Source organism: Zeimonas sediminis (assembly GCF_023721795.1).
Lineage (GTDB): Bacteria > Pseudomonadota > Gammaproteobacteria > Burkholderiales > Burkholderiaceae_E > Zeimonas > Zeimonas sediminis.
In genome coordinates this window covers 221718-246547 of sequence record NZ_JAMQYE010000001.1, presented here as the reverse complement: position 1 = coordinate 246547, position 24830 = coordinate 221718, and the positions used below count along the sequence as shown (strand labels likewise).

Annotated in this window: 22 protein-coding genes; 9 read left to right on the top strand and 13 right to left on the bottom strand. The window is 69.5% G+C overall.

The features are described 5' to 3' along the window. The 5 genes from lpdA to M6I34_RS01135 form a co-directional block, all read right to left on the bottom strand. Positions 1 to 1434, bottom strand: a complete 1434-nt coding sequence (gene lpdA / locus M6I34_RS01155) for a dihydrolipoyl dehydrogenase (RefSeq protein ID WP_272483886.1) — start codon at positions 1432 to 1434, stop codon at positions 1 to 3. 12 nt (positions 1435 to 1446) lie between these two features. After that, the gene (odhB, locus tag M6I34_RS01150) at positions 1447 to 2727 is read right to left on the bottom strand and encodes a 2-oxoglutarate dehydrogenase complex dihydrolipoyllysine-residue succinyltransferase (protein WP_272483885.1); all 1281 of its coding nucleotides are present in this window, start codon (positions 2725 to 2727) and stop codon (positions 1447 to 1449) included. 58 nt (positions 2728 to 2785) lie between these two features. Then, the gene (locus M6I34_RS01145; protein ID WP_272483884.1) at positions 2786 to 5647 is read right to left on the bottom strand and encodes a 2-oxoglutarate dehydrogenase E1 component; all 2862 of its coding nucleotides are present in this window, start codon (positions 5645 to 5647) and stop codon (positions 2786 to 2788) included. A gap of 306 nt (positions 5648 to 5953) precedes the next feature. Beyond that, positions 5954 to 6901 carry a PA2778 family cysteine peptidase gene (locus tag M6I34_RS01140; protein WP_272483883.1) on the bottom strand — a complete coding sequence of 316 codons (948 nt, stop codon included), beginning with the start codon at positions 6899 to 6901 and terminating at the stop codon, positions 5954 to 5956. Next, positions 6898 to 7293, bottom strand: coding sequence for a PA2779 family protein (locus M6I34_RS01135; protein WP_272483882.1), 396 nt, complete (start codon positions 7291 to 7293; stop codon positions 6898 to 6900). Before M6I34_RS01135 ends, M6I34_RS01140 begins: the two co-directional genes overlap by 4 nt. A gap of 227 nt (positions 7294 to 7520) precedes the next feature. Between M6I34_RS01135 and M6I34_RS01130 the strand changes: the two genes are divergently transcribed. The 4 genes from M6I34_RS01130 to M6I34_RS01115 are packed head-to-tail and all read left to right on the top strand — an operon-like array spanning position 7521 to position 12593. Then, on the top strand, positions 7521 to 9341 hold the full coding sequence (locus M6I34_RS01130; protein WP_272483881.1) for an FAD-dependent oxidoreductase: 1821 nt from the start codon (positions 7521 to 7523) through the stop codon (positions 9339 to 9341). Continuing rightward, entirely contained in the window at positions 9341 to 11182 is a 1842-nt protein-coding gene (locus tag M6I34_RS01125) for a 2-oxoacid:acceptor oxidoreductase subunit alpha (protein ID WP_272483880.1), read from the top strand. The genes M6I34_RS01130 and M6I34_RS01125 overlap by 1 nt, the downstream gene beginning before the upstream one ends. 2 nt (positions 11183 to 11184) lie before the next feature. Continuing rightward, on the top strand, positions 11185 to 12240 hold the full coding sequence (locus M6I34_RS01120; protein WP_272483879.1) for a 2-oxoacid:ferredoxin oxidoreductase subunit beta: 1056 nt from the start codon (positions 11185 to 11187) through the stop codon (positions 12238 to 12240). Positions 12241 to 12266: 26 nt separating this feature from the next. Then, positions 12267 to 12593 carry an NIPSNAP family protein gene (locus M6I34_RS01115; RefSeq protein WP_272483878.1) on the top strand — a complete coding sequence of 109 codons (327 nt, stop codon included), beginning with the start codon at positions 12267 to 12269 and terminating at the stop codon, positions 12591 to 12593. On the opposite strand, the gene M6I34_RS01110 is transcribed toward M6I34_RS01115, so the two are convergent. The 8 genes from M6I34_RS01110 to M6I34_RS01075 all read right to left on the bottom strand — a co-directional run bounded on the left by M6I34_RS01110 (position 12575) and on the right by M6I34_RS01075 (position 19766). Continuing rightward, positions 12575 to 13705 (bottom strand): NAD-dependent epimerase/dehydratase family protein, encoded by a 1131-nt coding sequence (locus M6I34_RS01110; protein ID WP_272483877.1) that lies wholly within the window; start codon positions 13703 to 13705, stop codon positions 12575 to 12577. The two genes, M6I34_RS01115 and M6I34_RS01110, sit on opposite strands and share 19 nt — an antisense overlap. A 169-nt stretch (positions 13706 to 13874) precedes the next feature. Then, positions 13875 to 15182, bottom strand: a complete 1308-nt coding sequence (gltA, locus tag M6I34_RS01105; RefSeq protein WP_272483876.1) for a citrate synthase — start codon at positions 15180 to 15182, stop codon at positions 13875 to 13877. 48 nt (positions 15183 to 15230) lie between these two features. Further along, positions 15231 to 15497: a succinate dehydrogenase assembly factor 2 gene (locus tag M6I34_RS01100; RefSeq protein WP_272483875.1), complete on the bottom strand. Its 267-nt coding sequence runs from the start codon at positions 15495 to 15497 to the stop codon at positions 15231 to 15233. Next, a complete protein-coding gene (locus M6I34_RS01095; protein ID WP_272483874.1) occupies positions 15497 to 16258 on the bottom strand; it encodes a succinate dehydrogenase iron-sulfur subunit in 762 nt (253 codons plus the stop codon). The genes M6I34_RS01100 and M6I34_RS01095 overlap by 1 nt, the downstream gene beginning before the upstream one ends. Positions 16259 to 16313: 55 nt before the next feature. Further along, positions 16314 to 18104 carry a succinate dehydrogenase flavoprotein subunit gene (gene sdhA, locus M6I34_RS01090; RefSeq protein WP_272483873.1) on the bottom strand — a complete coding sequence of 597 codons (1791 nt, stop codon included), beginning with the start codon at positions 18102 to 18104 and terminating at the stop codon, positions 16314 to 16316. Between the two features lies 1 nt (position 18105). Continuing rightward, on the bottom strand, positions 18106 to 18456 hold the full coding sequence (gene sdhD / locus M6I34_RS01085; protein ID WP_272483872.1) for a succinate dehydrogenase, hydrophobic membrane anchor protein: 351 nt from the start codon (positions 18454 to 18456) through the stop codon (positions 18106 to 18108). Between the two features lie 3 nt (positions 18457 to 18459). Further along, a complete protein-coding gene (gene sdhC, locus M6I34_RS01080) occupies positions 18460 to 18885 on the bottom strand; it encodes a succinate dehydrogenase, cytochrome b556 subunit (protein ID WP_272483871.1) in 426 nt (141 codons plus the stop codon). A 113-nt stretch (positions 18886 to 18998) separates the two neighbouring features. Further along, positions 18999 to 19766, bottom strand: coding sequence for a GntR family transcriptional regulator (locus M6I34_RS01075; RefSeq protein WP_272483870.1), 768 nt, complete (start codon positions 19764 to 19766; stop codon positions 18999 to 19001). A 189-nt stretch (positions 19767 to 19955) separates the two neighbouring features. On the opposite strand from M6I34_RS01075, the gene M6I34_RS01070 reads away from it, so the two are divergent. From M6I34_RS01070 to M6I34_RS01050, 5 genes are all read left to right on the top strand, one after another. Next, entirely contained in the window at positions 19956 to 20939 is a 984-nt protein-coding gene (locus M6I34_RS01070; RefSeq protein ID WP_272483869.1) for a malate dehydrogenase, read from the top strand. A 61-nt stretch (positions 20940 to 21000) separates the two neighbouring features. Further along, positions 21001 to 22011, top strand: a complete 1011-nt coding sequence (locus tag M6I34_RS01065; protein WP_272483868.1) for an HpcH/HpaI aldolase/citrate lyase family protein — start codon at positions 21001 to 21003, stop codon at positions 22009 to 22011. 68 nt (positions 22012 to 22079) lie between these two features. After that, on the top strand, positions 22080 to 22961 hold the full coding sequence (gene prpB, locus M6I34_RS01060) for a methylisocitrate lyase (protein ID WP_272483867.1): 882 nt from the start codon (positions 22080 to 22082) through the stop codon (positions 22959 to 22961). Positions 22962 to 23015: 54 nt separating this feature from the next. Continuing rightward, positions 23016 to 24173, top strand: a complete 1158-nt coding sequence (gene prpC, locus M6I34_RS01055) for a bifunctional 2-methylcitrate synthase/citrate synthase (RefSeq protein WP_272483866.1) — start codon at positions 23016 to 23018, stop codon at positions 24171 to 24173. Between the two features lie 42 nt (positions 24174 to 24215). After that, positions 24216 to 24779 (top strand): DUF3617 domain-containing protein, encoded by a 564-nt coding sequence (locus tag M6I34_RS01050; protein WP_272483865.1) that lies wholly within the window; start codon positions 24216 to 24218, stop codon positions 24777 to 24779. Positions 24780 to 24830 lie beyond the last annotated feature (51 nt).

Genomic DNA, 24830 nt, shown 5'->3' with positions numbered 1-24830 from the left:
TCACATGTTCAGCGCGCGCTTGTCGGAAGCCGCCAGGGCCGCCTCGCGCATCACCTCGGCCAGCGACGGGTGCGCGTGGCAGATCCGGCCGATGTCCTCGGCCGAGGCCTTGAACTCCATCGCCATCGTCGCCTCGGCGATCAGGTCCGAGGCCGACGACGCGACCACGTGCACGCCGAGCACCTCGTCGGTCGCGGCATCGGCGATCACCTTGACGAAGCCTTCGGGCGAGCCGATGCCCAGCGCGCGGCCGTTGATCGCGAACGGGAACTGGCCGGTCTTGATCGCGCGCCCCTCTTCCTTGAGCTGCTGCTCGGTCTTGCCGACCCAGGCGATCTCGGGCGAGGTGTAGATGACCCAGGGGATCTTGTCGTAGTCGATGTGCGGCTTCTGGCCGGCGATCAGCTCGGCGACCATCACGCCCTCGTCCTCGCCCTTGTGGGCGAGCATCGGGCCGCGGACCACGTCGCCGATCGCGTAGACGTTGGGCAAGGCGGTGCGGCAGTGCCCGTCGACCGGGATGAAGCCGCGCTCGTCGGTGGCCAGGCCGATGGTTTCCAGGCCCAGCCCCTCGGTGTGCGGCACCCGCCCGACCGAAACGATCAGCCGGTCGCACTCCAGCGCCTGCGCCCCGCCCTTGGCGTCCGTCCAGGCGACCTTGACGCCCTTCTTGCCGGTCACGACCTCGCCGATCTTCACGCCGAGCTCGATCTTCAGGCCCTGCTTGGCGAACAGCTTGGCCGCCTCCTTCTGGACCGCGACGTCGGTGGCGGCCAGGAAGGTCGGAAGAGCCTCGAGGATCGTGACCTCGGCGCCGAGCCTGCGCCAGACCGAGCCGAGTTCCAGGCCGATCACGCCGGCGCCGATGACGCCGAGCCGCTTGGGCACCTCGGTCATCGCGAGCGCGCCCTCGTTGTCGCAGATCAGCTTGTTGTCGACCGGGATGCCGGGCAGGTGCCGCGGCTTCGAGCCGGTGGCGATGATCACGTTCGCGGCCTCGACGAGCAGCGCCTCGCCGTCCTCGATGACCTCGAGGCGGATCGACGCGCCCTCGCCGGACACGAAGCGGGCATGGCCCTTGAGCCAGGTGATCTTGTTCTTGCGGAACAGGAACTCGATGCCCTTGGTCATCTTCGAGACGATCGAGTCCTTGCGGGCGATCATCTTCGGCACGTCGATCTTCACGCTCGAGACCGAGATGCCGTGCTCGTCGAGATGGCCGGCGGCCTTCTCGTACTCCTCGCTAGAGGCCAGCAGCGCCTTGGACGGGATGCATCCGACGTTCAGGCAGGTGCCGCCGAGCGCGTACTCGCCGTTCGGGTTGCGCCACTTCTCGACGCAAGCGACGCGAAAGCCGAGCTGGGCCGCGCGGACCGCGGCGATGTAGCCGCTGGAGCCGGCGCCGATGACGACGACGTCGAAATTCTGGGACATGTCGCGCTCTCCTTACAGGTCGAGGAGAAGGCGCGACGGGTCCTCGAGCGCCTCCTTGATCGCGACGAGGAAGAGCACCGCCTCCCGGCCGTCGATGATCCGGTGATCGTAGGACAGCGCCAGGTAGTTGATCGGGCGGATCACGATCTGGCCGTTCTCGACGACCGGCCGCTCCTTGGTCGCGTGGATGCCCAGGATGGCAGACTGCGGCGGGTTGATGATCGGCGTGGAGAGCATCGAGCCGAACACGCCGCCGTTGCTGATCGAGAAGGTGCCGCCGGTGAGGTCCTCGAGGCCGAGCTTGCCGTCCTGCGCGCGCTTGCCGTACTCGGCGATCTGCTTCTCGATCTGCGCGAAGTTCAACTGGTCGGCGTTGCGCACGACCGGCACGACCAGGCCGCGCGGCGAGCCCACCGCCACGCCGATGTCGAAGTAGCCGTGGTAGACGATGTCGGTGCCGTCGACAGACGCGTTGACCACCGGGAACTTCTTCAGCGCGTGCACGGCCGCCTTCACGAAGAAGGACATGAAGCCGAGCCGGGTGCCGTGCTCCTTCTCGAAGCGGTCCTGGTATTTCTTGCGCAGGTCCATGACCGGCTGCATGTTGACCTCGTTGAAGGTCGTCAGGATCGCGTTGGTCGCCTGCGACTGCAGCAGCCGCTCGGCCACGCGCTGGCGCAGCCGCGACATCGGCACGCGCTGCTCGGGGCGCCCCTCGAGCATGCTCGCCAGGTCGACCGGCGGCTTGACCTCGGGCAGGCTGCTGGTCGGCACGCCGGTCGGGATCGCCGGCGCCGGCGCGGCGGCGGGCGCGGCGGCAGCGGCCAGCACGTCGCCCTTGGTGATGCGGCCGTCGCGGCCGGTGCCGGGCACCTGGGCCGGCGACAGGCCGGCCTCGGCCATCAGCTTGGCGGCGGCGGGCATCGCCACGCCGGCCTTCGCGCCACCTGCCGCGGCGGCGGGTGCAGCCGGCGCCGCGGCCGGCGCGGCTGCGGCAGGCGCCGGAGCCGCCGCCGGGGCAGCGGCAGGCGCGGCCACCGCGCCGGCCTTCGCCTCGGTGTCGATGACCGCGATCACTTCGCCGGCCACGACGGTGCTGCCGTCGCCCTTGACGATCTGGGAGATCACGCCGGCATCGGGCGCGGGCAGCTCGAGCACGACCTTGTCGGTCTCGATGTCGATCAGGTTCTCGTCGCGAGCCACCGCTTCGCCGACTTTCTTGTGCCACTGCAGCAGCGTCGCCTCGGCGACCGATTCGGACAGCTGCGGGACCTTGACTTCGATGAGGGCCATTTTTCCTGGGTCTCCAGCGGAGAATTCGTGTATCGGGAGGATGGGGCCGGGCCTGCGGTCAGGCGGCCTTGCGCGAGCGGGACTTGCTGTCGCCGAATGCGGCGGCGATCAGTTCCTTCTGCTGCGCGTAGTGCTTGTCGTAGTAGCCGACCGCCGGCGAGGCCGAGGGCGCGCGCCCGGCGTAGCCGAGCTTCTGGCCCTCCTTCAGCGCGTCGGACAGGTGATGCTGGACGTAGAACCAGGCGCCCTGGTTCTGCGGCTCGTCCTGGCACCAGACCACCTGCGTCGCGTTCGGGTACTTCCTGAGCTCGGCCTCGAGCGCCTTGTGCGGGAACGGGTACAGCTGCTCGATCCGCAGCAGCGCGACGTCGTCGCGCTCGCGCTCGCGCCGGCCCGCAACCAGGTCGTAGTGCACGCGGCCGGTGCTCACGATGACCCGGCGCACCTTCTTCGGGTCGATCGCCGCGTCCGGCTCGGCCAGCACCGTCCGGAACTCGCCCCTGGCGAACTCGTCCAGCGAGGAAACGGCTTCCTTGTGGCGCAGCAGCGACTTCGGCGTGAGGATGATCAGCGGCTTGCGGAACATCCGGATCATCTGCCTGCGCAACAGGTGGAAGATCTGCGAGGGGGTGGTCGGCTGGCACACCTGCATGTTGTGCTCGGCGCACAGCTGCAGGAAGCGCTCGGGACGCGCCGACGAGTGCTCCGGCCCCTGGCCTTCGTAGCCGTGCGGCAGCATCATGACCAGGCCGTTGGCCCGGCCCCACTTGGTCTCGCCCGAAGAGATGAACTGGTCGATGACGACCTGCGCGCCGTTGACGAAGTCGCCGAACTGCCCCTCCCAGATCACCAGCGTGTTCGGATCGGACGACGCGTAGCCGTACTCGAAGCCGAGCACCGCCTCCTCGGAAAGCACCGAGTCGATGACGATGAAGTTGCCCTGGTTCTCCGAGACGAACTGCAGCGGGATGTACGCGCCCGCATCCCACTTCTCGCGGTTCTGGTCGTGCAGCACCGCGTGCCGGTGCGTGAAGGTGCCGCGGCCCGAATCCTGGCCCGACAGGCGCACGCCGTAACCCGCCGCGCACAGCGTCGCGAAGGCCAGGTGCTCGCCCATGCCCCAGTCGAGCGGCATCTCGCCGCGGGCCATCGCGCGGCGGTCGTTGACCACCTTCTCGACCAGCGGGTGCAGCTTCAGGTCGGCCGGCAGCGTCGTGATGCGCTCGCCCAGGCGCTGCAGCTCGGCCAGCGGCACCGCGGTGTCGGCCGAATCGGTCCACTTGCGGTTCAGGAAGGGCAGCCAGTCGACCGCGAACTTGCTCTTGAAGTTCGTGATGACCGGGTCCACCGTGTGCTTGCCCTCGTCCATCGCCTTGCGGTAGTCGGCGACGAAGCGGTCGCCTTCGTCCTCGGCGATCACGTTCTGCGCGGCCAGGCGCTCCGCGTACAGCTTCCGGGTGCCCGGGTGCGCCGCGATCTTCTTGTACATCATCGGCTGCGTGACCGCCGGCGTGTCCTGCTCGTTGTGGCCGAGCTTGCGGAAGCAGACGATGTCGACGACCACGTCCTTGCGGAACTGCTGGCGGAACTCCAGCGCCAGCTGGGTCGCGTAGACGACGGCCTCGGGATCGTCGCCGTTCACGTGCAGCACCGGCGCCTCGATCATCTTGACCACGTCGGTGCAGTAGATCGTCGAGCGGGTGTCGCGCGGATCCGAGGTGGTGAAGCCGATCTGGTTGTTGATGACGATGTGCACCGTGCCGCGCGTGCCGTAGCCGCGGGTCTGCGCCAGGTTCAGCGTCTCCATGACGACGCCCTGCCCGGCGAAGGCCGCGTCCCCGTGCACGAGCACCGGCAGCACCTGGTCGCCGTTGCGGTCGTTGCGCCGGACCATCCGCGCCTTGGCAGAGCCCTCGACCACCGGGTTGACGATCTCCAGGTGGGACGGGTTGAAGGCCAGCGACAGGTGGACCGGGCCGCCCGGGGTGGAGACGTCGCTCGAGAAGCCCTTGTGGTACTTGACGTCGCCGCTGGGCAGGTCGTCGGCGTGGTGCCCCTCGAACTCGGCGAACAGGTCCTTGGGCATCTTGCCCAGCGTGTTCACCAGCACGTTCAGGCGGCCGCGGTGGGCCATGCCGATCACGATCTCCTGGATGCCGGCCTCGCCGGCCCGCTGGATCAGCTCGTCCATCGCGGCGATGAAGGTCTCGCCGCCCTCGAGCGAAAAGCGCTTCTGGCCGACGAACTTGGTGTGCAGGTAGCGCTCGAGGCCTTCGGCGGCGGTCAGCCGCTCGAGGATGCGCTTCTTCTTCTCGGGCGAGTAGTTCGGCCGGGCGCGCGTCGACTCGAGGCGCTCCTGCCACCAGCGCTTCTGGGCCTGGTCGCTGATGTACATGAACTCGGCGCCGATCGAGCCGCAGTAGGTGTCGCGCAGCGCCTGCAGGATGTCGCGCAGCGGCGCGTTGTCGAAGCCGAAATAGGTGTTCGCCGCCGAGTAGATGTTGGCGTGGTCGCCTTCGGTGAAGTCGTAGAAGGCCGGCTCGAGCTCGGGGATCGGCGGGCGCTCCTGGCGCTTCAGGGGATCCAGGTCGGCCCAGCGCGAACCGACGTTGCGATAGGCGGCCACAAGCTGCTGGACGAAGACCTGCTTGCGGGCGGTGGCGGCGTCGCCGCCCATCACGCGCGGCTGCAGCGTGCCCTCGCGGGCGCGCTCGGCGAAGGACTGGACGATCGGGGCGTGCGCGACGTCGCGGGTTTCAGGCTTGCCGTCGGCCGCCGGCACCATCTGCAGGCTGTCGAACCAGGCGCGCCAGGCGTCGGGCACCGAGCCCGGGTTGTTCAGGTAGCTCTCGTAGAGCTCTTCGACATATGGAGCATTGCCGCCGAACAGGTACGAGTTCGACCGGAAGGCTTTCATCATGGTGCTTCACCTTGTTGAACGAGTTTCTCGTCAAAGATGCCCGGCCGCCGCGAAAGGACGACGCCGGCGAATCCTCACCGGCTTCCGGTGGCAGGACTCGAGACATTGCTGAGCTGATGGAGGGGGATCAGGACATAAGGCAGCTTTGGCGAATCTTCAAATGTTAACACCTGGGTGCGGCGTACCGGCACTTGCCCCCGGGTCGTTACGCCGGATTGTCGGCACTTCGCCCGGATCCTGTTGCCCGGATGCCTCGGCCGCGCGCGCCGAGGGGCTCGCCTCCGGCCGGCCCAGCTCCCGGAAGGCTCAGCGCGACAGGCGCTCGAGCGTCTCCCGATAGGCGGCAGCGCGGGGGCCGCCGAGCTCGATCGCCTTTCGCGCTGCCTCGATCGCTGCGCCACGCTCCCCGGCCTCGCCCAGCGCATGCGCGAGGTTGTTCCAGGCGTCGGCGAAGTCCGGGTGGCGGCGCACCGCCCGCTGCCAGGCGGCGAGCGCCGCGGCGCGATCGCCGCTCGCCCACGCCGCGTTGCCCAGCCCCAGCGCGGCAGTCCGGTTGTCCGGCCAGCGCGCCAGCACCGCCGGCCATCCGCGCAAGGCGGCGGCGGCATCGACCCGCTCGAGCGAGGCCATCCCGCGCGCCACCGACGACTCGTCGGCACCGTCCGGCAGGCGGGCGGGCAGCGACGCTGTCATCGCCCAGGCGCCGCCGCGCACCCAGGTCCGCTCGAACGGATGGATCGACTGCTCGGAGGCCTCGTCGACGCCGGTATGCAGGACGACCTTCTCGCTATCGAGGTCGTAGCCGATCAGGACAGCGTAGTGCCAGACCGGTGCCGCGGACAGGCCGAGGTTCTGGAACACGACGACCGGCAGGCCGCCGGCGACCGCCCGCAACGGATCGGCGAGCCGGCTGCCGATCCGCACCGTCAGCAGGCCGCGGCGGCGCGGCGCAGCGAGCATCTCGGGCTGCAGGCTGCCGCGCCTGGCCGGCACCCAGACCTCGGGCACCAGCGCCTCGGGCGACACGCGCACGCCGGCGGGCTGCATCGCCATCGCGAGCGCCGCCGGCCCGCACTCCCAGTCGCGCTGCGCGAAGAAAGGGATTCCGTCCAGCCGCGCGCGAGCCGGAAGGCCGGCAGCCTCGCCTTGCCCGCCCGAGATCCCGTCGCGCAGCCGGCTCGCCTGCGGCGCCGCGCAACCCGCGAGCGCGAGCGGCGCGACGGCCAGCGCGCCGAGCAGCGCCCGCCGGCTCAACGCACCGAGCGGGTGAACGGGAAGACCTTGGTCAGGCCCAGGATGTCGGTGACCAGCAGGATGACGAACACCGCGAACAGCGCGCCGACCACCCCGCTGCCGGCCGGGGCCGTGCCGACCTTGCCGGCCAGTTCGCGGATCTCGTCGTCGCCGAGCGCGGCCACGCGCGCTTCCACCTCGGCCGGGCTGACCCCCATCGCGAGAAGTTCGTCGCGCACCTCCTGGCGGGCCAGCCACGCACCGACCGTGGCTCGGTCGGCGTCGACCTGGGCCGAAGTCAGCGTCTCGTCCGAGCCGATCATCCGGGCCGATGCCGGTGCCGGCATCGTGGTGCCGAGGATCGTCACGACGAGCGCGGTGGACAGGGTGCGTGAAACGACGTTCCTGAACATGGCGGATCTCCGCGAAGGTGCAAGGATCGTCCAGTCTGCACCGCGCAACCCGGTCACGGCAAATCGCAGCGCACAAAATCACGCCGGCGCAACGAAATTGCCGACAAACGGCACCGGCGCGCTTTTCCGGCCGAAGGCAGCGGGGTAGACTGGCCCGAAAGCATGCGCCGGCCGGGGCGGGCTCCATTCCGGGTGCCCGTCGCCCCAGGCACGGCAGGAGGAGACCGTTGCAGGCCACCGACATCCGCAACCCCGACTACTTCCACAAGGTAGTCGACTGTCAGTGGGCCTGCCCGGCCCACACCCCCGTCCCCGAATACATCCGCCTGATCGCCGCCGGTCGCCACAGCGACGCCTACATGGTGAACTGGCGCTCCAACGTCTTCCCCGGCATCCTCGGACGAACCTGCGACCGTCCCTGCGAACCGGCCTGCCGACGCGGCCGGGTCGAGGAGCGCCAGGCCGAGCGCCCCGAGCCGGTCGCGATCTGCAGGCTCAAGCGCGTCGCGGCCGACCTGAAGGACGACATCCGGCACCGGCTGCCCCGCCCGCCGCAGCGGCCCGACGCGCCGCGCGTCGCCTGCATCGGCGGCGGCCCGGCCTCGCTGACCGTGGCCCGCGACCTGGCGGCGATCGGCTACCGGGTCACCGTCTTCGACGAAGGCCACCGGGCGGGCGGCATGATCCGCACACAGATCCCCCGCTTCCGCCTCCCCGAGGAGGTCATCGACGAGGAGACCGGCTACATCCTCGGCCTGGGCGTCGACTTCCGCGCGGGTCAGCGGATCGACTCGATGAAGGCGCTGCTGGCCGAAGGCTTCGACGCGGTGTTCGTCGGCTGCGGCGCACCGCGCGGGCGCGACCTCGACATCCCCGGCCGCAGCGAAGCCGCGGCGAAGATCCGCGTCGGCATCGAATGGCTCGCGTCGGTCTCGTTCGGCCACACCACCTCGGTCGGAAAGCGCGTGCTGGTGCTGGGCGGCGGCAACACCGCGATGGACTGCTGCCGCACCGCGCGCCGGCTCGGCGGCGAGGACGTCAAGGTCGTCGTGCGCTCCGGCTTCGACGAGATGAAGGCATCGCCGTGGGAGAAGGAAGACGCGATGCACGAAGGCATCCCGATCCTGAACTGGCTGGTGCCCAAGGCCTTCCTGCACGAGTCGGGCAAGCTGACCGGCATGGTCTTCGAGAAGGTGCGCGCCGAGTACGACGAGCGCGGCCGCCGCAAGCTGGTGCCGTCGGGCGAGCCCGACGTGCACCTCGAGTGCGACGAGGTGCTGGTCGCCGTCGGCCAGGAGAACGCCTTCCCCTGGATCGAGCGCGACATCGGCATCGAGTTCGACGACTGGGGCATGCCGAAGCTCGACCCGGTCACGCTGCGCTCCACGCTGCCGCAGGTCTTCTTCGGCGGCGACGCCGCGCTCGGGCCCAAGAACATCATCTGGGCGGTCGCGCACGGCCACGAGGCCGCCGTCTCGATCGACCGCATGCTGAACGGCGAGCCGGTCGAGGACCGCCCCCTTCCCGCGGTCGAGACGATGTCCCAGAAGATGGGCATCCACGAGTGGAGCTACGACAACGACGTCTCGCTCGAGGCGCGCCACCGCGTGCCCTGGCGCGACGTCAACCAGGCGCTGCGCGACATCCGCGTCGAGGTCGAGCTCGGCTTCGACGCCAAGACCGCGATCCGCGAGGCCCAGCGCTGCCTGAACTGCGACGTGCAGACCGTGTTCAGCGCGCCGCAGTGCATCGAGTGCGACGCCTGCGTCGACATCTGCCCGATGGACTGCATCACGTTCACCGCCGACGGCGACGAGGCCGGGCTCCGGCAGCGGCTGCGCGCGCCGGCCTCGAACCTCGAGCAGGCGCTCTACGTGCAGGACGGCCTGAAGACCGGCCGCGTCATGGTCAAGGACGAGGACGTCTGCCTGCACTGCGGGCTGTGCGCCGAACGCTGTCCGACCGGCGCCTGGGACATGCAGAAGACCCTGATCTCGATGACCCACGCCGGCCCTGCCTGCCGGCCCCCGCAAAGGAAGGCTGCCTGATGAAGCGGATCGAGGCCGTCAACGACTTCGTCGTCAAGTTCGCCAACGTCAACGGGTCGGGGTCCGCCTCGGCCAACGAGCTGTTCGCCCGCAGCTTCCTGCGCATGGGGGTGCCGGTCAGCCCGCGCAACATCTTCCCGTCCAACATCCAGGGCCTGCCGACCTGGTACGAGGTGCGCGTCACCGAGAAGGGCTGGCTGGGCCGGCGCGGCGGCGTCGACCTGATGGTCGCGATGAACCCGCAGACCTGGGACCGCGACCTGGCCGAGATCGATCCGGGCGGCTATCTGCTGTACGACAGCACGAAGCCGCTGCCGCCGGGCAAGTTCCGCACCGACGTCCACCCGATCGGCGTGCCGCTCACCCAGATGTGCAACGCGGCCTACTCCGACCCGCGCGAGCGGCAGCTGCTCAAGAACATCATGTACGTGGGCGTGCTGGCCGCGCTGCTGGGCATCGACCCCGAGGCGATCGCGCAGCTGGTCGGCGAGCAGTACAAGGGCAAGGAGAAGCTCCTCACGCCCAACCTCGACGCCTTCCGCAAGGGTTTCCACTACGCGACCGAGCACCTCGACGACGCGACGGGCCTCAAGGTGAGGCGCGCGGCCAACGTCGGCGACCGCATCTTCATGGAAGGCAACGCCGCTGCGGCGCTCGGCTGCGTGTACGGCGGCGCGACGGTCTGCGCGTGGTACCCGATAACGCCCTCGTCGTCGGTTGCCGAGGCCTTCCAGAAGTTCTGCTCCAGGCTGCGCGTCGACAAGGAGAGCGGCGAGAACCGCTTCGCGATCGTCCAGGCCGAGGACGAGCTCGCCTCGATCGGCATGGTCGTCGGCGCGGGCTGGAACGGGGCGCGCGCCTTCACCGCCACGTCCGGCCCCGGCATCTCGCTGATGACCGAGTTCATCGGCCTGGCCTACTTCGCCGAGATCCCGGCGGTCATCATCGACGTGCAGCGGGGCGGCCCCTCCACCGGCATGCCCACGCGCACGCAGCAGGCCGACCTGATCGCCTGCGCCTACGCCTCGCACGGCGACACGAAGCACGTGCTGCTGATCCCCGAGGACCCGCACGAGTGCTTCGAGTTCGCCGCGCAGGCACTGGACCTGGCCGACCGGCTGCAGACGCCGGTCTTCCTGATGACCGACCTCGACATCGGGATGAACCAGCGGCTGTGCGCGCCACTGAAGTGGGACGACTCCCGCAAGTACGACCGCGGCAAGCTGATGACCGCCGACATGCTCGATGCCGGCCGCGACTTCGGCCGCTACCTGGACGTGGACGGCGACGGCATCCCGTTCCGCACGCTGCCCGGCACGCATCCCACCAAGGGCGGCTACTTCACCCGCGGCACCACCAAGGATGCCTACGCGCGCTATTCCGAGGCCGGGCCCGACTACGTCTACAACGTGCAGCGGCTGCTGAAGAAGCTCGACACCGCTAAGAAGCTGGTGCCGGCCGCGATCGAAAAGAAAGCGGACAAGCCCGCCCGCTTCGGCGTGATCCACTTCGGCTCGACCGCCCCGGCGATGGCCGAGGCGCACGAAGCGCTCGCCGCGCGCGACCTGCAGCTCGACACGCTGCGGATCCGCGCGTTCCCGTTCGGCGACGAGGTCGGCAGGTTCATCGCAGCCCACCAGACCGTGTTCGTCGTCGAGCAGAACCGCGATGCCCAGATGCGCTCGATGCTGGTCAACGAGCTGGGCATCGACCCCGCCAGGCTGGTTCCGATCCTCCACTTCGACGGCACGCCGATCACCGCCCGCTTCATCACCGACGCGATCGCCGACCGGATGAGCGGGGCCAACGTCGAACCGATCAAGCGCGGCAAGGTGGCCTGACCATGACCTATCTCGCGAAACCCGCCCTGCACCACCCCACGCTGCCGACCAACCGGCTCGGCTACACCAGGCGCGACTACGAAGGCAAGATCTCCACGCTTTGCGCCGGATGCGGTCACGACTCGATCTCGGCGGCCATCATCCAGGCCTGCTGGGAGCTCGACGTCGAGCCCCACCGGGTGGCCAAGCTGTCGGGCATCGGCTGCTCGTCCAAGACCCCGGACTACTTCCTCGGCAACTCGCACGGCTTCAACACGGTTCACGGCCGCATGCCGTCGGTGCTCACCGGCGCCGCGCTGGCCAACCGGGAGCTGATCTACCTGGGCGTGTCGGGCGACGGCGACTCCGCCTCGATCGGGCTCGGGCAGTTCGCGCACCTGATGCGCCGCGGCGTGAACATGACCTACATCGTCGAGAACAACGGCGTCTACGGCCTGACCAAGGGCCAGTTCTCGGCCACCGCCGACCAGGGCTCGAAGTCCAAGCGCGGCGCGGTCAACACCGACTCGGCGATCGATCTGGTGCCGCTCGCGCTGCAGCTCGGCGCGACCTACGTGGCGCGCGGCTTCTCCGGCGACAAGGCGCAGCTGGTGCCCCTGATCAAGGGCGCGCTCGCCCACGGCGGCGCCGCCTTCATCGACGTGATCAGTCCCTGCGTGGCCTTCAACAACCACGCCGGCAGCACCCGCAGCTACGACTACGTTCGCGAGCACAACGAGGCGGTCAACCGCATCGACTTCATGCCCCGGCGCAGCGAGATCACCGCCGAGTACGCGGCCGGCGAGGTCGTCGACGTGCCGCAACACGATGGCTCCGTCCTGCGCCTGCGCAAGCTCGCCGACGACTTCGACCCGCGCGACCGGATCGGCGCGATGAACCACGTGATGCAGCACCAGGCCCGCGGCGAGATCGTCACCGGGCTGCTGTTCGTCGACCCCGACGCCGGCGACCTGCACCAGCGCCTCGGCACGCCGGCCACGCCGATGAACCTGCTCGACGAAAGGACGCTGTGCCCCGGTTCGGCCATGCTCGACCGCATCAACGCGTCGCTTCGATGACTTCCCCTTCCCCTCCCATCCTCGAAATGATCCACGAACTCCGCATCTACCACTGCCTGCCCGGCCGCCTGCCCAACCTGCACAAGCGCTTCGAAACGGTCACGCTGAAGCTCTGGGAAAAGCACGGCATCCGCCAGGCCGGCTTCTGGACCGTGCAGGTCGGCGAAAGCAACAACGACCTGTACTACCTGCTCGAGTGGGAGAGCATGGCCGAGTGCGAGCGCAAGTGGAGCGCGTTCGCGAGCGACCCCGAGTGGCTCGCCGCCAAGGCCGCCAGCGAGGCCGATGGCCCGATCGTCGGGCACATCACCAACATGTTCCTGAAGCCGACGCCCTACTCCAGCGTCCGCTGATCCGGCCGGCCGGACGCTTGCCCGGCGGCCGTGGCCTGGCCGGTGCTCGCATCGGCCGGAAGCGCGTCGTCGGGCCTCGTCGCCACGGGCATCAGCCTCGCGCGCAGGCCCTGGTGGCGCCGCGCATCGAGCAGGGCCCGCTCGCCCTCGACGATCTCCCGCCACATCGGTTCGGGGGCCGGGTGCCGCCAGCCGAGCTCCCGGCGGGCCTTGCCGCTGTCGTAGTTCAGGTTCATCGCGCCGACGGCGACGGTTTCGCGGGACAGGAAGGCCGGCAGCCCGGCCAGCCTGAGGAGCGGCTCCATCGGGGCGAACATCGGCTTCACCACGGCCGGGGGCAGCCACAGTCGCGGCAGGAATCGGCCCGGATGGGCGGCCCAGAATCCGAGCATCTGCCTGTTCGTGACCGGGTCGCCGCTGAACAGGTACTCCTCGCCCACCCCGCCCTTCTCGGCCGCGAGCAGCATCCCTTCGGCCAGCGCGTCGACCTGCACATGGGCGAACACGGTGGCCGGCGACCAGCCGATCGGCAGCAGCATCCCGAGCAGGTAGAGCCGGAGCAGGTAGCCGAGGACCGAATGGTCGTTGACGCCGACGACCGCGTTCGGGCGGGCGATCACCAGCGGCAGCCCCCGGTCGGCCCAACGCCGCGCGACCCGGTGCGCCTCAGTCTTGCTTCGCTCGTAGGCGGTCGCCGGGGGGCGCTGGCGCTGCCAGGACTCGTCGCGGGGCTGCGCGCCGGTGTCGCCGGTGGTGACAGTGCTAGACACGTAGAGCGCGCGCGGCACGCCGAGCTCGTGCGCCAGGCCCAGAACGGTGTCGGTGCCGTCGACGTTGACCCGCTGCAGGCGCTCGCGCAGCGCCCGGTCGGCGCCGTATTCGTAGAGGCCCGCATTGTGGACCACGAGCTGCGCCTCGCGCATCGCCTCGCGCATCGAAGCGGCGTCGTTTATGTCGCCGGGCACCAGCCTGCCGCCCCGGGACGCGATCCAGCGCGCCTGCGGCGCCTCGGGCCTGCGCACCAGTGCGTCGAGCGTCCAGCCGCGCCGCTCGATCGCCCGAACCAGCGCCTCGCCGATGAATCCCGTGCCTCCGGTCAGGAACACGCGCATCGTCGCCTCCGACAGCCGCCCGGGGAAACCCCGAGCGGGCAGTGTGACGCCGGAGCGCCCGCCTGTCCATCGCGGGAGGGCGGGAACGAAAAAGGGCGGCCGAAGCCGCCCTCCCGAGCCTTGCGGGCCCGGCCTGCGCGTTCCCGCCCGGCCCCCGCCCGCCGCCAGCTCAGCGCTTGTCGATCGGCAGCACCTCGCGCGGGGTCTTGCCGGTGAACAGCTGGCGCGGCCGGCCGATCTTCTGGTCGGGATCGGCGATCATCTCGCCCCACTGCGCGATCCAGCCCACGGTGCGGGCCAGCGCGAAGATGCAGGTGAACATGCTGGTCGGGATGCCCATCGCCTTCTGGACGATGCCCGAGTAGAAGTCGACGTTCGGGTACAGCTTGCGCTGCACGAAGTAGTCGTCTTCCAGCGCGATCTGCTCGAGCTTCATCGCGAGCGCGAAGAGCGGGTCGTCGTGCAGGCCGAGCTCGCCCAGCACTTCGTGGCAGGTCTCGCGCATCAGCTTGGCGCGCGGGTCGTAGTTCTTGTAGACCCGGTGGCCGAAGCCCATCAGCTTCACGCCGGAATTCTTGTCCTTCACCTTGTCGATGAAGTCGCCGATCTTCTCGACGCCGCCCTGCTTCTGGATCTCGTTGAGCATGATCAGGCAGGCCTCGTTCGCGCCGCCGTGGGCCGGGCCCCAGAGCGTGGCGATGCCCGCCGCGATGCAGGCGAACGGATTGGCGCCCGACGAGCCGGCCAGCCGCACCGTGGAGGTCGAGGCGTTCTGCTCGTGGTCGGCGTGCAGGATCAGGATGCGGTCGAGCGCGCGCACCAGCACGTCGTTCGGCTTGTAGTCGTCGCAGGGCGTGCCGAACATCATGCGCAGGAAGTTCGCCGAGTACGACAGGTCGTTGCGCGGGTACATGAACGGCTGGCCGACGTTGTACTTGTAGGCCATCGCGGTCAGCGTCGGCATCTTGGCGATCAGCCGGATCGCCGACACGAAACGGTGCTCGGGGTCGTTGATGTCGAGCGAGTCGTGGTAGAACGCCGACAGGGCGCCCACGCAGCCGACCAGCACCGCCATCGGGTGCGCGTCGCGGCGGAAGCCGGCGAAGAAGCGGGTCATCTGCTCGTGCACCATCGTGTGGTGCGTGACCCGGTAGTCGAAGTCGCGGCGCTGCTCCTCGTTGGGCAGCTCGCCGTTCAGCAGCAGGTAGCAGATCTCGAGGTAGTCGCAGTGCTGCGCGAGCTGCTCGATCGGGTAGCCGCGGTACAGCAGCTCGCCCTTGTCGCCGTCGATGTAGGTGATCTTCGACTCGCAGGCGGCGGTCGACATGAAGCCCGGGTCGAAGGTGAACTTCCCGGTCTGGCCGTAGAGCTTGCGGATGTCGACGACGTCGGGCCCCATCGTGCCCTTGTAGACCGGGAACTCGACCGAGGGCGTGCCGTCGGTGAACGAGAGCGTGGCTTTTTGCTGCGAGGTCATCGGACTCTTCCTCTCAATGTTGATCGTTTCGCCCCGGGGGCAGCGCGCTCAGACCTCGCGCAGCATCCCGAGGACCCGCCTGGCCTGGGGCGAGGCGTCCTGACCGGGCTCGGTCCGTCCCAGAATCAGGTCAAGCAGTTCGTTGTCGGTCAGGCCCAGCAGCTCGTCCAGGCCCGCCACGTCGTCGTCGGTCAGCGATTCCTCGTACCGGTCGAAGAAGCGCTCGAAGACCAGGTCGTTCTCGAGCAGGCCGCGGCGCGAGCGCCAGCGAAGGCGCCGGCGCCGCGCGTCGTCCGCCTGGTGGCTGCCCGCCATCAGACGGTGCGCCTGACCATCAGTTCCTTGATCTTGCCGATCGCGCGCGTCGGGTTCAGGCCCTTCGGGCAGACGTCGACGCAGTTCATGATCGTGTGGCAGCGGAACAGCCGGTACGGGTCCTCGAGGTCGTCGAGGCGCTCGCTCGTGGCCTGGTCGCGGCTGTCGGCGATGAAGCGGTAGGCCTGCAGCAGGCCGGCGGGCCCCACGAACTTGTCGGGGTTCCACCAGAACGACGGGCACGAGGTGCTGCAGCAGGCGCACAGGATGCACTCGTACAGGCCGTCGAGCTCCTCGCGCTCCTCGGGCGACTGCAGCCGCTCCTTCTCGGGCGGCGGCGTGTCGTTGATCAGGTAGGGGCGGATCGAGTGGTACTGCTTGAAGAACTGGGTCATGTCGACGATCAGGTCGCGGATGACCGGCAGCCCGGGCAGCGGCTTGAGGACGATCGGCTCCTTCAGGTCGCGAAGGTTGGTGATGCAGGCCAGGCCATTCTTGCCGTTGATGTTCATCGCGTCGGAGCCGCACACGCCCTCGCGGCAGGAGCGGCGGAACGCGATCGAATCGTCGGCGGACTGCTTGATGCGCATCAGCGCGTCGAGCAGCATCTTGTCGGTGGGCAGGAGCTCGACCTCGAGGTCCTGCATGTAGGGCTTGGCGTCCTTGTCGGGATCGTAGCGATAGATCGAGAACTTCACCACGCGTTTGGCCTGCGCGCCCGACGGGGTCACGCTGACCGGGGATTCGACCACTGCGCTCATCGCTGCTCCTGCGCTCGTTCGGTGTGTCTGTTGGCTGGGCTCGTGCGGGCGCGCGTCAGAAGGTGCGCGCCTTCGGCTGGAAGGTTTCCACGGTGAGGGGCTTCATCGTGACCGGCTTGTACTCGAGCCGGTTGCCTTCCGAGAACCACAGCGTGTGCTTGATCCAGGTGGCGTCGTCGCGCTCGGGGAAGTCGCGATGCGCGTGGGCGCCGCGGCTCTCCTTGCGGGCCTCGGCCGACACGATCGTGGCCTTGGCGGTCTCGATCAGGTTCGCGACCTCGAGCGCCTCGACGCGCGCCGTGTTGAAGACCTGCGACTTGTCCTTTACGTGGATGTCGTTGCAGCGGGCCTCGATCTCGAGGATCTTCTGCACGCCCTGCTCGAGCAGCTCGCTTGTTCGGAACACGCCGCAGTGGGCCTGCATCGTGCGGCGGATGTCGTTGGCGACGTCCTGCGCGTTCTCGCCGGACTTCGAGCCGTCCAGCCTGGCCAGGCGGGCCAGCGCGTTGTCGCCGGCGTCGCTGGGCAGCGGCTTCTGGGCGCCGTCCTTGAGCCTGGACGAGACGATGTGGTTGCCGGCCGCGCGGCCGAACACCAGCAGGTCGAGCAGCGAGTTCGTGCCCAGCCGGTTCGCGCCGTGCACCGACACGCAGGCGCACTCGCCGATCGCGTACAGGCCGCCCACGACCGAATTGGGGTTGCCGTCCTTCGGGACCACGACCTGGCCGTGGTAGTTGGTCGGGATGCCGCCCATCTGGTAGTGGATGGTCGGCACGACCGGGATCGGGTCCTTGATCGGGTCGACGTTGGCGAACTTGATCGCGATCTCGCGGATCGACGGCAGCCGCTTCATGATCGTCTCGGCGCCGAGGTGATCGAGCTTGAGCAGCACGTAGTCGCCGTCGGGGCCGGCGCCGCGGCCTTCCTTGATCTCCTGGTCCATCGAGCGCGACACGAAGTCGCGCGGCGCCAGGTCCTTCAGCGTGGGCGCGTAGCGCTCCATGAAGCGCTCGCCGTGCTTGTTCAGCAGGATGCCGCCCTCGCCGCGCACGCCCTCGGTGATCAGCACGCCCGCGCCGGCCACGCCGGTCGGGTGGAACTGCCAGAACTCCATGTCCTCGAGCGGGATGCCGGCGCGCGCAGCCATGCCCATGCCGTCGCCGGTGTTGATGAAGGCGTTGGTCGAGGCCTGCCAGATCCGGCCGGCGCCGCCGGTGGCCAGCACCGTGACCTTGGCCTCGAGGATCATCACCTGGCCGGTCTCCATCTCGAGCGCGATCACGCCGACGCAGTCGCCCTCGCTGTCCCGGATCAGGTCGAGCGCCATCCACTCGACGAAGAACTGGGTGCGGGCGCGCACGTTGCGCTGGTACAGCGTGTGCAGCAGCGCGTGGCCGGTCCGGTCGGCCGCCGCGCAGGCGCGCTGCACCGGCTTTTCGCCGAAGTTGGCGGTGTGGCCGCCGAACGGGCGCTGGTAGATCGTGCCGTCGGGATTGCGGTCGAACGGCATGCCGAAGTGCTCGAGCTCGTAGACGACCTTCGGCGCCTCGCGGCACATGAACTCGATGGCGTCCTGGTCGCCGAGGTAGTCCGACCCCTTGACGGTGTCGAACATGTGCCAGTACCAGTTGTCCTCGCTCATGTTGCCGAGCGAAGCGCCGATGCCGCCCTGCGCGGCCACCGTGTGCGAGCGGGTCGGGAAGACCTTGGACAGCACCGCCACGCTGTAGCCGGCCTCGGCCAGCTGCAGCGAGCAGCGCATGCCGGCGCCGCCGGCGCCGACGATGACCGCGTCGAACTTGCGTCGCGGAAGGTTGTTCGACAGATGGTTCAGCACGTCGGCCATCTCAGACGCTCCAGAGAATCATGATCGCCCAGATGCCGTAGCCGACCAGCGCCACGATCGTGGCGATCAGCAGGAACAGGCGCAGGCCCGTGGGCTTGATGTAGTCCATGAAAATGTCGCGCACGCCGACCCACGCGTGCCAGACCAGCGACACCAGCGCGAGCAGCGTCAGCACCTTCATCCAGGTGGACGCGAACATGCCGGCCCAGCTGCCGTAGGTGAGCTCGGGCAGCGCGAACAGCCAGCCGAGCAGCACCAGCGTGTACGCCGCGATGATCACCGCGGTGATGCGCTGCGCGAGCCAGTCGCGCAGGCCGTAGTGCGCGCCGACGATCAGTCGTTTCGTGGTCATGGTTCAGAACGCTCCGAAGATCTTCAGCGCGACCAGCAGGGTCAGCGTGAGGCTGACCGCCAGCACCGCCGCCGCCGAGGCGCGCGAGGCCGCCTTCTCGACGCCCACGTGCATGTCGAGGAACAGGTAGCGGATGCCGGCGCACAGGTGGTGCAGGTAGGCCCAGGCGAGCGCCAGCAGAACCAGCTTGGCGAACCAGTGCGAGACGATGGCCCGGTAGCTCTCGAAGCTGATCTCCGAGACCAGGCTCTGCTGGAACAGGTACAGGACGAAGGGCAGGCCCACCAGGAACATCAGGGCGCCGCTGACCCGGTGCAGGATCGAGACGATGCCGGCAAGGGGCAATCGGTAGCCGACGATCTGGGTGACGTGGATGTTCCTGAATTCTGGGCGTGCTCTGCCCGCTGCTTTTTGTGCCGCGTCGGCCATGGCGTCCTCTGGGATGCAAAACCTTTACATTTTGACGCAAATTGGCGCATCGCACCAACGCGTCGCGGCGCCTGTCGGGTATTTCCGGACCCCTCCCGACGCCCCCCGCATGCTCAGATAAGTTCGTTGTAGTAGTGGTGGCCGGTGGTCACCGAATAGCCCCTGCGCAACTCGACCGGTCGGTCCTCGTAGGTGTAGGTGAGCCGCTCGACCAGCAGCAACGGCGACCCCTCGGGCACGGCCAGCTCTCGCGCCAGCGCCGGCTCGGCGGCGATCGCCTTCAGCCGCTCGGTCGCGCGGATCATCCGCGTGCCGAACTCGGCCTCGAACAGTCCGTAGAGCGGCCCGCTGTAGGCGCTCAACCGCTCGGCCGACAGGCCCTTGAAGCGCGCGCCCGGCAGCCAGATCTCGTCGAGCACGGTCGGGCGACCGTCGACTTCGAGCATACGCCGGATCTGCACGACCGCCTCGCCGGTGCGCAATTGCAGCAGCCGCGCCACCTCGACCGGCGCCCGCAGGCGGCGGCACTCGAGGATGCGGCTGGTCATCGGCATGGCTGCCGGCTCGCCCGCGCCGGCCGGCTCGTCGGGCCGGATGCGCAGGAAACGGAACTGGGTGCGCACCTCCTGGTGCGAGGCGACGAAGGTGCCCCGTCCCTGGCGCCTGACCAGCAGGTGGCCGGCCGCGAGCTCGTCGATCGCCTTGCGAACCGTGCCCTGGCTCACGCGGTAGCGCGCGGCCAGCTCGGTCTCGCTCGGGATCGCCTCGCCCGGCTTCCACTCGCCGTCCTGCAGGCTGCGCATCAGCAGCGCCTGGATCTGGCGGTAGAGCGGCGCGAAGGTCGGCGCGTCGTTTCCGGGACGGGTCTGGGGGTCGTTCATCGCCGAGATTGAACCACGAGCGAGCCCCGGAAGTCCAGTTTCTTATGTCTTATATAAGATATACATGAAAGTTGACACCGGGGGCGCCCGGACCTAAACTTCGCGCCATCCGGGCCCTGCCCGTCGGCGCCGCTCCGCGCGGCCGTTCAGGGGCGCCCGTCCGATCCCACTCAGCCCAGAGGTCAGACAATGTCCAAACCCGCAAAGCGCGTCGCCGTCACCGGCGCGGCCGGCCAGATCGGCTACAGCCTGCTCTTCCGCATCGCCAACGGCGACATGCTCGGCAAGGACCAGCCGGTCATCCTGCAGCTGCTCGACATCACGCCGGCGCTGCCGGCCGTGCGCGGGGTGGTCATGGAGCTCGAGGACTGCGCCTTCCCGCTGCTGGCCGGCGTCGTCGTGACCGACGATCCGAAGGCCGCCTTCAAGGACGCCGACTACGCGCTGCTGGTCGGCGCGCGCCCGCGCAGCAAGGGCATGGAGCGCAAGGACCTGCTCGAGGCCAACGGCGCGATCTTCACGGTCCAGGGCCGCGCGCTCGACGAGGCCGCCAGCCGCGACGTCAAGGTGCTGGTCGTCGGCAACCCGGCCAACACCAACGCGTACATCGCGATGAAGTCGGCCCCCGGCCTGCCGAAGAAGAACTTCACCGCGATGCTGCGCCTGGACCACAACCGCGCGCTGTCGCAGATCGCCGCGCGCACCGGCAAGCCGGTCGACCAGATCGAGAAGCTGGTCGTCTGGGGCAACCACAGCCCGACCATGTACCCCGACTACCGCTTCGCCACGATCGGCGGCGAGTCGGTCAAGGCCATGATCAACGACGACGCCTGGAACCGCGACACCTTCATCCCCACCGTGGGCAAGCGCGGCGCCGCGATCATCGAGGCCCGCGGCCTGTCCTCGGCGGCCTCGGCGGCCAATGCGGCGATCGACCACATGCGCGACTGGGCGCTGGGCACGAACGGCCGCTGGGTCACGATGGGCATCCCGTCGGACGGTTCCTACGGCATTCCCGAGGACGTCATGTACGGCTTCCCGGTCACCTGCGCCAACGGCGAGTACAAGATGGTCGAGGGCCTGGAGATCGACGAGTTCAGCCGCTCGCGGATGGACGCCACGCTCGCCGAACTGTTCGAGGAGCGCGACGGCGTCGCCCACCTGCTCGGCTGAGGCCGCGCACCGCGCCGCCGCCGATCGCGCCCGCGACCAAACGCCAGACCGGAGCCGCCGCGTGCATCCCGCCGACGTCCTGTTCCCGGGCTCGGCGCCGCCGGCGGCGCTTCCGGTGTGCGACCACTACGCGGGCAGCGAAGCGCTGATCCGCAAGTCGCTGGCCCGGCAGGCCGCCGGCGCGCGCAACGGACGGCCGCTGTTCGACGTCACCGCCGACTGCGAGGACGGCGCGGCGGTCGGCCGCGAGGCCGAGCACGCGGCGATGGTGGTCGACCTGCTCCGCTCGGGCGACAACCGCTTCGGCCGGCTGGGCGCGCGCATCCACGACCCCTCGCATCCGCACTGGCGCGCCGACCTCGAGATCCTGGTCCGCGGCGCCGGCGAGCGGCTGCCATACCTGATGGTCCCGAAGGTCGATCGCGCCCGCGATCTCGCCCGTGTCGTCGAGACCCTCGACGCGATCTCGGCCGCGGCGGGGCTCGCGCGGCCGGTACCGGTCCACGTGCTGGTCGAGTCGCCGCGCGCGCTGGCCGAGGTCGGCGCGATCGCCGCGCACCCGCGCGTCGAGTCGGTCTCCTTCGGCCTGATGGACTACGTCAGCGCCTTCGACGGCGCCGTGCCGGGCTCCGCGATGGCCTCGCCCGGCCAGTTCGAGCATCCGCTGGTGCGCCGCGCGAAGGTCGACATCGCGATGGCCTGCCACCGCGAGGGCAAGGTCCCGTCGCACAACGTCTGCACCGACATCGCCGACCCCGCCACGGCGGGCGCCGACGCCGGCCGGGCGCTGGCCGAGTTCGGCTTCACGAGGATGTGGAGCATCCATCCGATCCAGATCGGCCCGATCGTGGCCGCGCTGACCCCGTCGCCGGAGCAGGTCCGCGAAGGCGCGGAGATCCTGCTGGCCGCGCAGCGCGCGGACTGGGGCCCGATCCGCCACGCCGGACGCCTGCAGGACCGTGCGAGCTACCGCTACTGGTGGAGCCTGCTGAGGCGCGCAAGGGCGGCCGGCGCCGAGATTCCCGACGAAGCCGCGCAGGCCTTCTTCGGGCCGCGGGCCGGCGGCGGCTGAGGCGCGCCGCACCCGAGCCCGCGAAGGCAGCCCGAACGACAATCCGAACACCCAAGGAAGACACCGACATGACACAGACCGCAGGCCAGAAGTTCCGGCAGGCCCTCGCCGAGGAAACGCCGCTGCAGATCCCCGGCGCGATAAACGCCAACCACGCGCTGCTGGTGCGCAACGCGGGCTTCCGCGCCGTCTACCTGTCGGGCGGCGGCGTGGCGGCCGGCTCGCTGGGCCTGCCCGACCTGGGCATCTCCGGGCTCGACGACGTGCTGACCGACGTGCGCCGGATCACCGACGTCTGCGACCTGCCGCTGCTGGTCGACGTCGACACCGGCTTCGGGGCGTCGGCCTTCAACGTGGCCCGCACCACGAAGTCGCTGATCAAGTTCGGCGCCGCCGCGATGCACATCGAGGACCAGGTCGGCGCCAAGCGATGCGGCCACCGGCCGGGCAAGGAGATCGTGTCGCAGCAGGAGATGGTCGACCGGATCAAGGCCGCGGCCGACGCCCGCACCGACGACTCCTTCTTCATCATGGCCCGCACCGACGCCCTGGCCGTCGAGGGCATCGAGTCGGCGATCGAGCGCTCGATCGCCTGCATCGAGGCCGGCGCCGACGGCATCTTCGCCGAAGCGCTGACCGAGCTGCCGATGTACCGCCGCTTCGTCGACGCGGTGAAGGCGCCGGTGCTGGCCAACATCACCGAGTTCGGCCAGACCCCGCTGTACACGGTGGAGGAGCTCGCCGGCACCGGCGTGGCGATGGTGCTGTACCCGCTGTCGGCCTTCCGGGCCGCCAACAAGGCCGCGCAGAACGTCTACGAGGCGCTGCGCCGCGACGGCACGCAGAAGGCAGTCGTCGACACGATGCAGACCCGCAAGGAGCTCTACGACGCGATCGGCTACTGGGACTACGAGCGCAAGCTCGACGAGCTGTTCGCCAAGTCGCGCTGAGCCGCCGGGAACCGGCCGGGCCAAGAAATACCGCCAAGACGAGAGGAAGATCCCATGAGCAAAGAGACCCCAGCCGCCGGCTTCAAGCCGAAGAAGTCGGTCGCCCTGTCCGGCGTGACCGCCGGCAACACCGCGCTGTGCACCGTCGGCCGCAGCGGCAACGACCTGCACTACCGGGGCTACGACATCCTCGACATCGCCGACGTGGCCGAGTTCGAGGAAATCGCCTACCTGCTGGTGCACGGCAAGCTGCCCAACCGCGCGGAGCTGGCCGGCTACAAGGCCAAGCTGCGCTCGATGCGCGGCCTGCCCGCCAACGTGATGGACGCGCTGGAGTCGCTGCCGGCCTCGTCGCACCCGATGGACGTGATGCGCACCGGCGTGTCGGCGCTCGGCTGCCAGCTGCCCGAGAAGGACGACCACAACACGCCGGGCGCGCGCGACATCGCCGACCGGCTGATGGCCTCGCTCGGCTCGATGCTGCTGTACTGGTACCACTACAGCCACAACGGCAGGCAGATCGACGTCGAGACCGACGACGACTCGATCGGCGGCCACTTCCTGCACCTGCTGCACGGCCGCGAGCCCTCGGACGAGTGGGTGCGCGCCATGCACACCTCGCTGAACCTGTACGCCGAGCACGAGTTCAACGCGTCCACCTTCACCTGCCGCGTCATCGCGGGCACCGGCTCCGACATGTACTCGGCGATCACCGGCGGCATCGGCGCGCTGCGCGGCCCGAAGCACGGCGGCGCCAACGAGGTCGCCTTCGAGGTGCAGAAGCGCTACGACTCGCCCGACGAGGCCGAGGCGGACATCCGCCGGCGCGTCGAGAACAAGGAAGTGATCATCGGCTTCGGCCACCCGGTGTACACGATCGCCGACCCGCGCAACAAGATCATCAAGGAGGTTGCGCGCAAGCTTTCGAAGTCGGCGGGCGACATGAAGATGTTCGACATCGCCGAGCGGCTCGAGACCGTGATGTGGGACGTCAAGAAGATGTTCCCGAACCTCGACTGGTTCAGCGCGGTCAGCTACCACATGATGGGCGTGCCGACCTCGATGTTCACGCCGCTCTTCGTGATCGCCCGGACCTCGGGTTGGGCTGCGCACGTGATCGAGCAGCGGATCGACAACAAGATCATCCGCCCGAGCGCGAACTACACCGGCCCGGAGAACCGCAAGTTCGTGCCGATCGGCAAGCGCAAGTAGTCCGCCCCGCCCGCATCCGCGCTCCGACCGAACGCCCACGCCATGGCCGCCTTCGCTCGCCTGCCCGCCGCCGCCGGCTCGTCGCTGCGTCCCGCCGCGCTGGCGCTCGCGGTGTCGGCCTCCGCGGCGCTCGGGCCCGCGCTGGCGCAAGGCCTGCTCGAGTACCCGAGGCGCGCTTTCGGCCTCTGGGAGGTCCGCTCGGTGGGGGCGCAGGCGGCCGGCCTTCCGCCGGTGCGCCAGTGCGTCGGCGAGGGCACGGACAACGCGGAGCATCACATGGACCGGCAGTCCGGCCGGCGAGGCGCCTGCGAGTTCGGCCCGTTCCGCCGCGCGGGACTGGCGTGGACGGCGGAGTCCGAGTGCCGCCAGGGCGCGACGCGGATCACGAGCAGGTCCGTCCTGACCGGCGACCTGGCCTCCGCCTATCGCATCGACACGCTCGTGCGCTACGATCCGCCGCTCGCCGGCACCAAGAGCGAAGACCGCGAGGCGCTCGAGGCGCGCCGCCTCGGACCCTGCCTGGCCGGCCAGTCGGCGGGCGACGTCGTCGTTCCCGGCGTGGGCACCCTGAACATGGGCGACGGCGCGCCGCGCCGCAGTCCGTGACCCCAGTCAACCGATCCTTCTCGTAGTCAACCGACCCTACTCTTCGACGAG